We start from the raw sequence: 12,864 nt of genomic DNA, 5'->3' as shown, positions 1-12,864 counted from the left end.
TTGATATTGATGGGTCTGAAAGAATAGATGTGATAGTATTGCTCATAGGTATTGCTTGTAATGATTGCGTAAAAGGATGACTTTAGTAGGAGGGAAAACGTGTCAATCGATAAAGAGAAGCTTTTGGCTAGAGCGAAAACCATTGTTATGATACCCGAGTATTATCAGCTAGAGATGGAAGACAACATGCCCGAAGGCGATGAGAAAGAACGGTGCTTTATCTGGGAGGACCCTGCAAATCGGGATCACACAATTGAGATCACACTGGATTTGGTAACCGGACACCTGACACGGCTTGCTATTGATCGGGAAGAAGTGAGAGAGACCAAGGAGGAGGCTAAACGGTTAGGCATGGATGGGAAGGCTAGAGCGGTAGCCGATGAATTCGTTGCGAAGTTTGCTCCCTATCCTGAGGAATATACGTCAGTCTTACTTGAAAAAAGAAGAGACAGAGTCGACTTTACGTTTCGCGAGGAAGTCGGCGGGCTGCCTCTACCCGGCACAGGTTGTTGGCTGACGCTAGATACAGAACTAAACGTCGTACGATATCATCTAGATGGGGGAAAGGCTAATAAGGCTCGGAAGCCTGAATGGCCGTCCCCCATTGTGGATGCGGATACTGTGATGAAGGATATACGGAGCAATTTACGGATGGCACTAACGATTGTTTCCCTACATCCTTCTATGTATGAAATGAAAGGAACCGAACAGGAATATCGACTAGTGTATGAACCGATTTTAGGCCATCAAAGTATTGATGCTGTTACAGGTCGTGATCTGTTTGGTCCTGAACACTACGTCATGCCGCCAAGTCGCCCTTTGGTGCTAATCGATACTGTTCCGACGCCTGCTACTGACGAGACGGTGTCCTGGGAACAACGGCTTGGGATCAATCTAGAGCATTATGTGCTAGAGAAGTCGACGGATGACGGGGAGAGAATAAGATCCTTTTATCAACTAAGGGGGCAGGAGGAGGAGAACCCAGAACGGGATCCCTTGTCAAGAGATGCTTACATGGAACGAAAATGGGGTAAAAATCTGCGTAATTTTAGGGACTCCTCGATCATGGTACAACTGGAGAAGACGACTGGACGTCTGGTCGGGTATCACTGGTTAGATCGGGTGAAGGAAGGAGAAACGGCGCTAAACCGGGAACAGTGTTGGAAGAAGGCTGAACAATTTCTGCGTATCGTATTTCCAGACTACAACGATTATCTCCAACTTGAAATTGATAAAGATGAATCAGATGGGGAACCGTGCGAACGTGAATTTTTCTATTTGCCCGTTTATATCGACGGAATCCCCGTGAACCATGAGAGAATAACGATCAGTGTTAGCACATCGACGGGAGACGTCTGTAACTATATGGGTGTTTCTTATGAGATGATTCTAGAATTGGTAGGACGCAGTTTCAATCCAATTCTCGAGTCGGAAACCGTATTTGATTACTATGCCGAACAGATGAAACTTCATCTTGAGTGGCACTTAGACCCTGATCAAGAGGTTACTGCATATCGGCTATTATATGAACCGACCGCGACTACCTGCAATGAGTGGGGGGAGAAACGAACTTTACAGTATATAGATGCAGTTTCGGGCGAACCTATTTATGGAAAGTAGTTATATTATCCTAAAACCCTAGTTTTATTAACCATTGTTATACCATCAACAAACGTAAGCTTCTATTACCGACTCCACACATATGGAAAGCATTGCTTAACATCATTATTTATGTTAAAGTATAGAAATTAATGTGAAGGGGGTGAGGTAGGTGAATCACGAAATGGTCAATAACCGTATTAGCCAGCTGCCGATTTCTATGGCTGGTATTGTTCATACATTTTTCACGAACGGGATCAGTCTGTCCAATTCTGAACATACGTTTGAACCATTCGTGAGAAGACGCCTACCTTAACCACAACGGATATTTTTACCATCCTGAGGGTCGCGGGCTTGTTGCTGCGGCTCTTTTTGTGCATCAAATGTTAGGGTCTTCATCTAAATAGGAGGCTTTTGAAATGATAATAGTTAATATTCAACAAATAAAAAAATACCATGCTGCAAATCTTGTATTGGACGGGGTAACGCTTCAACTCCAAACCGGTGAGAAAGTCGGTCTGATAGGCCGTAACGGCAGCGGAAAATCGAGTTTACTCCGGTTAATTGCGGGCCATGAGCGGGTAGATGAAGGTATGCTAACGATCAAGAAGGGATTACGTATTGGTTATTTGCCACAAATTCCTGCCGAGTTCGAGAAACTAAACGTATATAAGGTACTAGCTTATGGTTATCGGGAACTGATGGTCACTAAGCAGGAAATGCTCGTTATCGAACAGCAGATGTCCAGCTCTGAGGCTGTTGTCAATCCTGAACTGATGGAGGCTCTGCTCAAGACGTATGCAGTAGTTCAGGAACGCTTTGAACGAAGTGGCGGTTATGAGATGGATACGGCTATTGATCAAGTAGCAAGTGGATTGCAGATTGATCGTAGCAACGATGAGCGGATGTTTGGCAGTTTGTCCGGTGGTGAGAAGACTCGTATTGTTCTGGCGTCCCAATTAGTTGTCCGTCCAGATTTATTGCTATTGGATGAGCCGACGAATCACTTAGATCTCAAGGGGATAGAGTGGCTGGAGCAGTTTCTTCAACGTTATGATGGCGCATGTATTATCGTATCGCATGATCGTTATTTCCTCGATGCTATCGGTACGAAGATGATTGAATTGGAGGATGGAGAGGCTTATACGTATCTTACTAACTACAGTGGATATATGAAGGAGAAGGAAGAACGTCTTTTGCAACAGTTCGCGCAGTTTCAAGAGCAGCAGAAGGTGATGAAAAAAATGAAAGAAACGATTCGTCAGTTAGAGGAATGGGGGCGAGTTGCAGGGAATGAGAAATTTTTCAAACGGGCAGCATCGATTCGTAAAGCTTTAGAAAGAATGGAGGCTGTAAAGCGTCCCGTCCTGGAGCAGAAAACGGCGGATTTCGATCTGTCCCCACTTGATCGTTCTGGGCGAAAGGTGATCACATTCGAGGGTTTGACGAAGAAATTCGGGACACAGGTGATTTTGAATGGAGCAGAGGGGAGTCTGCTGTACGGTGAGAAGGTCGTGTTATTGGGGGATAATGGATCGGGAAAAACGACGCTGTTCAACCTGCTGCTAGGTTCGTTTGAGGCGGATGCAGGTGAGGTCGAGCGAGGGGCACGTGTGGAAATGGGTTACTTGGCTCAGCAAGAACCAGTGAGCGACAATAAGCTGACGGTATTGGAATATTTTCAGACTGAGGGAAGTTTGGAGGAAGGCGAAGCACGAAATGTGCTGGCGAAATATTTGTTCTTTGGCGCTGACGTTTTCAAGCCGTTGCAAATGCTCTCTGGCGGTGAATGGTCTCGCTTGCGTCTAGCAGTGCTTGTAAGACGTAAGCCGAACCTACTTCTGCTGGATGAGCCGACGAATCATCTTGATATGGCTTCACGCGAAGCATTGGAGGAGGCGCTGGAAGATTATCCAGGAACGGTATTGGCAATCTCCCATGATCGTTATTTCATTAATCGTCTAGCGAAGAGCGTGTGGGAGCTGAAGCAAGGTAAGATTGCTAAATATCTCGGTAATTATGATGATTTTAAGGGGAAGTGTGAAGAACGGTTGTCGCAAGAGAGCAAATTGGTGAGTGGTGCATCACGTATAACCGAAGGGAAAACTTTCGCTACTGATCGGCAGAAACAAGGAGTCAAAGCGGGTAAAAGCAGCGACTTGAGTCGTACAAACGAGCGGAAACTTGAGCAGTTGGAACTTGATATTGCTATACTTGAAGAGGAGCTAATCCGTGCCGACGAAGATCTTCATAGTCTAGATCATATGGGCGATACACTTCAACTTGAAGCAAGGTGGCATGAGCGGGTAGAGAGACAATCACAGCTTGATAATCTTCTGGAATTGTGGATGGAAGAGTCGAACGGATGACTTTTACAATTTGCATATGATTTTGTTGATACATTCAAGAAGGATATTCCAGCCCGAACGTGGAATCACTTTCAAAGGGGATGTATCCCTAACTGAACTTGAGGATGGGCTGGGATCATTAGGATGCAAGAGTATGTTTTATCTGGTGGAGAAGTTGTACGACTGAAGCATTATATTGAAGACAAGCATCGCAGTCTTGAGCCGAAGCAACGGGCACCGATATTAGCCGATGCGGTGCATCGGATCATTGAGAGCCGTCTTCCTTCTTTTCCAGATGAGGTGAAGAAGCAGATTTGTCATGAGCTTCTTATGAAGCATAGAGAAACCCTCGTCATTCATGCGGAAGATGTGCTTCAACATTGTATGTCTTTGGATTTGAGACAAGAGGATCTATTATCCTCCTTAGCTGCATGGGTGTGCAGTAGATCTGAATCTCCTGTGGATGAAGCAGTGGTTAGAAACAATCTTCTTCATTGGTCTCAGCAACTATTGCCTACAAGAATAGTATCACTTCAAGCACTGGAGCGGGAATTGGATCAACAGGACCTTAGTGTCTGCAGGGAAATTGCCGTTGCTAGTGAGCCTGTTGTTCCAGTATGGAACAAAGAATGGTTCGATCGAAGGAGATCATCGATCGCGATAGTTTGTTCGGCAGCCGTTATTCTCTTCTTATTACTGATTATGCCACTTCCATGGGATCAACAGTCGTCTGTACTCGTACCAGATGTAACAGGTGAAGTGCTAGAACTTAAGTTGAATGAGAATGTGAAGCAGGAGCCAGTCGATGGAATTCCTAAAGATTTCGAATATGTTTCTATAGATACGAAACGTTTGCAGCAATATTTGCGGGATAAAAACTCCATGTTAGCCGAGGAACCTTATTTGTCCGCGATTGTGAAAGCAAGCAAGGAATTCAATATTCACCCTCTCTTGTTGTTCGCGATTACTGGACAAGAACAAGGATTCGTTCGAAAGGATCATACGCGGGCTGAAGAAATAGCGAATAATCCTTTTAACGTATTTGGTAGTTGGGAGAGTTACAATACAACGATTGAAGGTTCAGCTACGATAGCAGCACGGACAGTATTTAATATTAGTGGTCGTCGTCCAGGAGCAAGTCACCCGATTCAATGGTTAAATCTCACCTATGCCGAGGATCCAGATTGGTGGAAGGGAGTCACTTGGTTCTTCAATGAGATGAAGCGAGAGGTTGCGGATGAATCTTTTGAATGGCCAGAGTAAGTTGATGAAGTTCAAACATGATGTTTGAGCTTTTTTTTGTTACTTTTCATTGGGAAGTATCAATGAGATTTTCGAAAAACTAGATATGGACGATGTCATCACTCATATACCCGACGAGCGGCAGCACAACCACTTTTAGGAAAGACTGCATCCAATATGGTCCTGTTATTGACGAAATAAAGATGCTATGTTAGTCTGATGGTAATTAAAGGGCAATGTAACCTTTGGGTTCAACCTCGTGTATACGTGGGTTGGGCCCTTTTTGCATTGTCCCGGGAAAAGGAGAATGATACAAATATGAATATAGAAGCTATTTATCACCGTGCAAAATTTAATTGGTCTTATGCCTATGATGATCAGACTTTGCATATCCGGATTCGGACGAAGAAAGCTGATATCCAACAGATTAATCTCTTTTGTGGCGATAAGTACGATTGGGATAAGGCTAATACTATGATCCTCATGAGATTATGGTCCTCCGACGCTCTATTCGATTACTGGGAAGCATCCGTACAGCCGACATTCCGCAGATTGGCTTATTATTTTGCGCTAAACGACGGAGAGAAAACAGTTTACATGTTGGAGAAAGGTTTTTATGACGATTCACCTGTGATCTTTTATGAAGGGCTGTTCGACTTTCCTTTCCTTAATCCCGTTGACGTCATTACGCCACCAGCATGGGTGAAGAAGGCAGTATTCTACCAGATATTTCCGGAACGGTTCGCGAACGGGGACCTGAGCAACGATCCTGAAGGGACAGAGCCATGGGGAGGTAGGCCTAGCGCAATTAACTTTTTCGGAGGCGATCTGCAAGGTATTATCGATCATCTTGAATATCTCACTACGCTTGGCATCAATGCAATTTATTTGAATCCGGTCTTCGAAGGAACGACTAACCATAAATATGATACGAAGGATTACTTAAAGATTGATCCGCATTTCGGTACAAATGACAAATTGAAAGAGCTCGTGAAAGCCTGTCATGGGCGGGGAATACGCGTATTGCTTGATGCAGTATTCAATCATAGCGGTCACACATTTGAACCGTTTGTAGATGTGATGGCTCATGGTGATACCTCTCCTTATGCCGATTGGTTTCACGTGCATGAATGGCCGCTCACGGTGAAGGATGGCGTACCGACTTACGATACGTTCGGCTTCGAGCCGATCATGCCGAAATTGAATACCGAAAATGCTGAAGTGAAGGATTACCTACTTAAGGTAGCGAAGTATTGGATAGAAGAAGTTGAAATCGATGGTTGGAGACTCGATGTAGCGAACGAGGTTGATCATGCCTTCTGGAGGGAGTTCCGAAAAACAGTAAAGGATGTCAATCCAGACGCGTATATTGTTGGTGAAATTATGAACGATGCACTACCGTGGCTACTTGGCGACCAATTCGATGCGGTCATGAATTATCCATTTACGAAGGTATGCCTGGACTTTTTTGCACATGATCGGATCGGAGCAAGTCAGTTCGTTAATAGGCTTGGCGGACAATTGAGTAGCTATCCACAGCAAGTGAATGAAGTTGCTTTTAATTTGCTCGGCAGTCACGATACGGTGCGGTTGCTCACGTTGTGTGGAAATAGCATAGAACGGATGAAGCTAGCTTCCTTGTTCCAACTTACGTTCCCAGGCGCTCCTTGTATTTATTACGGCGATGAAATTGGTATGGACGGGGAGCATGACCCTGATAACCGCAAATGTATGGAATGGGATCCGCAGAAGCAGAATGGTGACTTACTCAAATTTTTCAAGAAAACAATCACTTTGCGACACCAATATTCTGCGTTACAAGACGGAATGCTCACCTTTCTACAGGATCAGGCGAACGACGGGAATTTAATCTACGAGCGCCGAGATGCTCAGGATCGGTTCGTTATTCTTATTAACAATTCAGAAGAAGCCTCTGCATTTCGGACAACGGTAACGGGAGAAGGCTGGATGGACATAGTGTCCGATACACTAGTTACAACTGTGCATGGTCAATTGAACTTGGAACTTCCACCTTTTGGGTATGCGATATTGCATAGGAAGGTTAAGAGTGAATAATCAAGAACCATAACATTAGGATGCTCATTATAGCTCTCAATCTTCATTTCGTGCAAAGCACTCCATGAATGTGGGGTGCTTAATATTGATGGGGAAAGGAAATAGCCGAGATAGTATATGTTATTAAGATGAACTGAAATATTCAATAAAGGAGGAACAACAATGAAGAAGAATGAAAGGTTAGAGGTACATACATTAGCGGATATCGAAAATTTAAAAGTTCATGGTAGAACAACAGGGTGTCTTTCCCCATTGACTCTTTTTTGGACAGGAAGTGCTATTGAATTAAATGCAAAGGGTTCTGAACTATGGATTGAAGTAGAAGTGGATTATGAAAGTTATGAGCCTTGGATTAGCACAATAATTAACTCTGTTCCTGTAAGTAGACAAATGCTGACAGCAGGGAGGTATTGGGTTTGTGTATTTAGAGGGATGAGTGAGGATGTTGTGAAAAATGTTCGTATTGTAAAAGAGGTCCAGGCGATGAGTGGAGATCCTGATTGCTCACTACAGATCCATGCAGTGAAGTTTGATGGGGAATTGTTGGCTGTTGAGGAGAAACCATATAAGGTTGAGTTTATAGGAGACAGTATTACTTCAGGGGAAGGAATTATTGGGTCAAAGACGGAAGAAGACTGGATTTCGATGTGGTTTAGCGCATCAAACAATTATAGTACGATAACAGCAGAAGCTTTGAATGCAGACTATCGAATGATATCTCAAAGTGGATGGGGTGTACTTACAAGCTGGGACAATAATCCACATGCTAATATTCCTAAATATTACGATAAAGTGTGTGGACTTCTTACTGGAGTGAAAAATGAAGCTTTAGGAGCATTGAAAGAAAATGATTTTTATTCGTGGCAGCCAGACGTTGTGGTGGTTAATCTTGGAACAAATGATGCGGGTGCTTTTCATTCACCAGAGTGGATAGATGAAGTAAATGGGCAAAGGTATAAACAACGATTAAATGAAGATGGCACCTATAATGCAGATGATTTAAAATCCTTTGAGGAAGCAGTCGGAAATTTTATTATTAAGCTTAGAAAATATAATAAAGAGGCACATATTATATGGGCATATGGAATGCTAGGTGTACCCTTGATGCCAGCTATCTACCGCGCAGTAGATTGTTATACTAAAAAAACTGGAGATCGGAAGGTTTCGGTTTATCAACTACCCAATATGAGTGATGAAACAGTAGGTGCAAGAAGTCATCCAGGAATATTAGCCCACGAGAAGGCAGCAAAAGAATTAACTGGGTATATAAAAGAAATTTTGTCGATAAAATAAAGCGCTCGGCGTATTGGATGAGGAATAGAGTTACTGGAGAAAATATAGGTTTCTCAAGATCAAAAAGCGTTCTCCAGAAACCTCTCTGGAGAACGCCTTTTATTGGAAATATAAGGAATTATAACTTCTGCTTGTTCGCATGAATAGCTATTACAAAACTGTACCGACAACGTTCGTTCCATTCTTCGTGATCTTATAGGAAATAACATCACCATTCCAGAAATGGAATTTCAAAGTCACATCGCTGTCTTTTACATCTTTAAAGAAGTTCGGAAGCAACTTGATCTCATTAGTGTCATAAGATGGTGCGAATGTATAGCCGAATTCTTTGAATGGAGTCCAGTCTTGTGGACCTGCATTGCTGCCATCTGGATATACGGCTTCCATCGTGGCAAGTTGATTGCCGTTAAAGATAGTTGGAATGGCAAAAACTTCGGTTGTACCTTTTGCATTACTGAATTTAACTGTGTCTGACACTGTCAGTTTTAGCTTCCAAGTTACGCCTTTGTTGAATTTGACAGTAAAGACCACCTCTTCACCTATTTTCTTGGAAGCGGTGAGTGCAGAAAGCTTGCTTGCCTTTAAGGTAAGTACTTCGCCTTTCAAGGTGTAGTCTTTTCCTTCAATCAAATATTTATTATTGGCACTAATCGTTTTGAATTTATTACCGTTCAGGTTAAGATTAACGTTCGTGTCCTTAATCTTAGAATTCTTATTAAGGAAGATTAGGTCGGATTCAAGAGTTGCTGAACGTTCCTTCAAACCTGACATCAAGATGTTATGCAGTTCAGGATCTGACCACTTATGAGTCGTACGATTTAAATGCTGACCGTTATCCCAAAGCATCGTAGCTAATTTTTTTTCTTTCGCATAATGAGTTAGGTACTCGAAGAATTTCAGCTTCTCACCTTGTTCAATAACACCTGTATCTACATCGAAGCCAAGTAGGCCGTATTCACCGATGATAACCGGAATCCCTTTAGCAACGAAAGTGTTGTATACGTTATCAAAAGTTTGAGTAATATCGTTCTTTGTATCTTTATCAAATGTCGTGTGACCCGCAATGTTCACGCTAAATGGCCAGAAGCCATAGTAATGGACGGTTGCGATTATATTTGGATCGTTCAGCGCTGTAATGGTCTTATAAAGCGCATTCATTCTTGTTTCTGAAGGAGTAGTTTCTAATGAAGGCAGGACCAGTGGTCTCTCAGCGTTGTTGCCACCGGATTTGCGGACGATGGTATGGAAGGATGTATTGAGTTCCACTAGCATATCTTCCATCTTTGTCTCATCCGTGCTGCCACCATCAGTGAAGCGTGGCTCATTAATACTTTCGAACATTAGCTTGTCCGATTGATCCTTGAAGACATCAGCAATTTGGGTCCAGGCAGCGTTATAACGTGCCAGAACTTCATCATGTTTCTCTTCCATATGGCTTACCCATAGCCAAGAGTCATGATGGATGTTAATCATCACATACAGGTCTGCATCTAGCGCCCAGCCAACCACTTCTTCTACACGATCGAGGTAGGATTTTTCAATAGTATAATCTGGTGCCTCACCGATGTGATTATCCCATGTGATGGGAAGTCGAATACTTTTATAGCCTTGTGCGGAGATTTCGTTAATAAGCGCTTTGGTTATACGCGGATTACCCCAGGATGTTTCATCGTCACCTGTTGCGTCCAATGTATTGCCAAGGTTCCATCCAGGTTGCATGTTGTCTACATACGATTGCATCTTACTTTTGGGTGCTACCGTAGCTTGCTCATCGGTGGGAGCAGCGGAAGTAACGGAAGAGAACAGAGAGAGTAGAAGGGCAGTGACAATGGTGAGTGATAAGAAAGATTTGTGCATTTTTGTAGTCATTGAGTTCTCCTTTAATAGATAAATTTTGATACATAAATATGATCTTGATTCGGTACAGATGGTTTCGATAACGTTTTCATAAAAAAATATCAAAAGTTATGAAAGCGCTATCTAAATAAGACTAACATATAATATTCGCCAAAAATACCATGCTAATTTGTAAGGAAATCATATGTAAATTAGTGATAATCAAAATTCACAATTAAAATTGTGTAAATATGTGCTTCTCGGTGAACAATCCTATATAATTAACGGAATAATACTAAACGCAATCGCAACTATCATGTTAAAGGAAAAAGGGGAAAACAATGAATAATTATAAACTAACCATTCAATATGATGGTGGACGATATAAGGGCTGGCAGCGTCTGGGAGATAATGAAAATACGATTCAAGGGAAAATTGAAAAGGCGATATCCGAAATGGTAGGTCGACCGATTGAAATCATTGGGTCAAGCAGGACGGATGCGGGGGTACACGCTCTTGCGCAAATAGCAAATTTTAAAATGAGTGAAAATATGACTGAATCTAAAATGATGAGTGTTTTGAATAGTTATTTACCCCAAGATATTAGCATTCGGGAGATTACTCTAGTCGATGATCGTTTTCATTCCCGTTATCATGCCAAAGATAAAACATATTTGTATAAAATATGGAACGAGGCATATAGCCATCCCTTTATGCGGAAATACAGTATGCATGTTAGGAAGAAGCTGGATATTGAAAAAATGAGAAGAGCATGTCAGCATTTTATCGGCGAACATGATTTCACTGCATATTCCAATGCCAAGTCTAATAAAAAGACGATGGTACGTGAAATTTATTCTCTAGAATTAGAAGAGGTTGCAGGCTTCATCGAATTACGTGTGTGCGGGAATGGATTTCTTTATAATATGGTTCGCAAGATGATTGGAACGCTTATCGAGATTGGATTGGGAGAGATAGAGGTGGAAGAACTACCTACCATTCTACTCTCCAAGGAACGAGTCCAAACGGGTGGCATGGCGGATGCAAGTGGGCTTTACTTGGAGAAGATTCATTTTTAGAATTTGGAGAAAGTAATACTTCAATTCAATAAAATGGATTACTGTTGGATAATGGCATCCTTCTCTGATTTCTTTAATCCTTTAAACACCAATTCGTAAGAATGATCAATCATTGTGAATAATTCTAGTTCTGGAATGGTACCATCGATCAAGACAGTGTTCCAGTGGTTTTTGTTTAAGTGGTACCCGGGAATGATCGAAGAGTATTGTTGTCTTAAGTTTTCTGCTATAAATGGATCACATTTTAGGCTGATCGTTAGCTGATTATTATGGTAGGCAATTAAAGCGAACATCTTTGAGGCAACTTTTATTACAAGAACATCGTGACCGAAAGGGTAGTCTTCTAGGCTACTTTTTTTTGATAAGCAATAACTGGATAATTCTGTTATGTCCATGATCGTCTATGTCTCCTTGAGTTAATCTATTCACCAAATCTACAATTCAATGACTACTATTTTGCGAGGAAGAGAGTGCATGAAGTAATAGATTTCCTAATTGTACTGTTTTTAAATGGACAAAATCAAGTGATGGAATGGTATGATAGAAAGTGGGGTGAAGATGAATATGAAAACCAACAATGAGACAACCAACGAAGAAATAAACAATAATCAAGGAACTATATCTGAAGAAAACAGGGTTGAGCTCCTAAAGGCAGTTCATCATAACGGCATCGTATCTTTGAAAAAGCATTTCAACGAAGTCCAAGGACAAGTGTTGAATCTGGAAGCTTATGGTCCTGTTTTTGTTTATCATGTGAAGGATGACTCGAATGATGTTTATTCAAGTGGTTTTTTTCTGCAAGAGTTAGTTGCAAAGTTTCAGTCGGGCAATGATCCGGCAATTTGGATGGCTTCTTTCTTCTATGAGCTGATGAAGAATAAGGGAGGCAAAGCTCTTCCACAACCAGCCTCAAGCGAAGACGAAGCGAAAGCAATTATAGACAAGGTGTTAGTTCCCAAATGTATAGCAGAGGTACGTGAGGAATTTTCTCCAGAGGAAGTTCATGCGGGTCTAGCTTGGAACCAAGAGATCGGTCCGATCTTCGAAGTTGGATTCCCAGCGATAAAAGAAGGAAATAACGTGTGCGCTTTCCCATTACATCTATTGTTCACACATTTACAATTGAATCGGGACCCTTCAGAGCTGTTAGTTCAAGGCATGTACAAGATTCGAAAAGAACATGGGATGGACTAAGATACAATAGTTAAATTAACCGCTCTTATCATGAGCGGTTTTTTTGTTTAGGCTATTTACTTAAATATCGTTTCTTTTATAATACGTAAAAAGAACTGGCAACCCAATAATATTGCTGATGGTATTTCATGTGAAATTGTTTGCATTCTCCAATTTGTGGATAAGTAATTAACACTTACTTATAATAGTGGTCAAAT

General features: G+C 41.9%; 10 protein-coding genes. 8 read left to right on the top strand and 2 right to left on the bottom strand.

The annotated features are described in order from the left end of the window. Positions 1-99: 99 nt before the first annotated feature. The 6 genes from AC1TO9_RS05580 (at position 100) to AC1TO9_RS05555 (ending at position 8,558) form a co-directional block, all read left to right on the top strand. Positions 100-1,620 carry a YcdB/YcdC domain-containing protein gene (locus tag AC1TO9_RS05580; protein WP_482053820.1) on the top strand — a complete coding sequence of 507 codons (1,521 nt, stop codon included), beginning with the start codon at positions 100-102 and terminating at the stop codon, positions 1,618-1,620. A gap of 151 nt (positions 1,621-1,771) precedes the next feature. Next, positions 1,772-1,915 carry an RAxF-45 family protein gene (locus AC1TO9_RS05575; protein ID WP_482053819.1) on the top strand — a complete coding sequence of 48 codons (144 nt, stop codon included), beginning with the start codon at positions 1,772-1,774 and terminating at the stop codon, positions 1,913-1,915. A gap of 103 nt (positions 1,916-2,018) precedes the next feature. After that, complete coding sequence (abc-f, locus tag AC1TO9_RS05570) at positions 2,019-3,968, top strand: ribosomal protection-like ABC-F family protein (protein WP_482058614.1); 1,950 nt, start codon at positions 2,019-2,021, stop codon at positions 3,966-3,968. Positions 3,969-4,091: 123 nt separating this feature from the next. Beyond that, positions 4,092-5,210, top strand: a complete 1,119-nt coding sequence (locus tag AC1TO9_RS05565) for a hypothetical protein (RefSeq protein WP_482058613.1) — start codon at positions 4,092-4,094, stop codon at positions 5,208-5,210. Between the two features lie 297 nt (positions 5,211-5,507). Then, on the top strand, positions 5,508-7,265 hold the full coding sequence (locus AC1TO9_RS05560) for an alpha-glycosidase (protein WP_482058612.1): 1,758 nt from the start codon (positions 5,508-5,510) through the stop codon (positions 7,263-7,265). Between the two features lie 162 nt (positions 7,266-7,427). Beyond that, positions 7,428-8,558, top strand: a complete 1,131-nt coding sequence (locus AC1TO9_RS05555) for an SGNH/GDSL hydrolase family protein (protein WP_482058611.1) — start codon at positions 7,428-7,430, stop codon at positions 8,556-8,558. Between the two features lie 150 nt (positions 8,559-8,708). Here AC1TO9_RS05555 and AC1TO9_RS05550 read toward each other — a convergent pair whose 3' ends face one another. Continuing rightward, positions 8,709-10,427, bottom strand: coding sequence for a cellulase family glycosylhydrolase (locus AC1TO9_RS05550; RefSeq protein WP_482058610.1), 1,719 nt, complete (start codon positions 10,425-10,427; stop codon positions 8,709-8,711). Between the two features lie 308 nt (positions 10,428-10,735). On the opposite strand from AC1TO9_RS05550, the gene truA reads away from it, so the two are divergent. Next, complete coding sequence (gene truA, locus AC1TO9_RS05545) at positions 10,736-11,473, top strand: tRNA pseudouridine(38-40) synthase TruA (RefSeq protein ID WP_482058609.1); 738 nt, start codon at positions 10,736-10,738, stop codon at positions 11,471-11,473. A gap of 38 nt (positions 11,474-11,511) precedes the next feature. Here the strand turns inward: truA and AC1TO9_RS05540 are convergent, their stop codons facing one another. Continuing rightward, a complete protein-coding gene (locus AC1TO9_RS05540; protein WP_482058608.1) occupies positions 11,512-11,868 on the bottom strand; it encodes an MmcQ/YjbR family DNA-binding protein in 357 nt (118 codons plus the stop codon). 169 nt (positions 11,869-12,037) lie between these two features. Between AC1TO9_RS05540 and AC1TO9_RS05535 the strand changes: the two genes are divergently transcribed. After that, positions 12,038-12,667, top strand: a complete 630-nt coding sequence (locus tag AC1TO9_RS05535; protein WP_482053810.1) for a hypothetical protein — start codon at positions 12,038-12,040, stop codon at positions 12,665-12,667. Positions 12,668-12,864 lie beyond the last annotated feature (197 nt).

This window comes from Paenibacillus sp. Y916 (assembly GCF_056786435.1).
The sequence above is the reverse complement of the archived record's forward strand: the minus strand, read 5'-3'. Positions and strand labels throughout refer to the sequence as shown.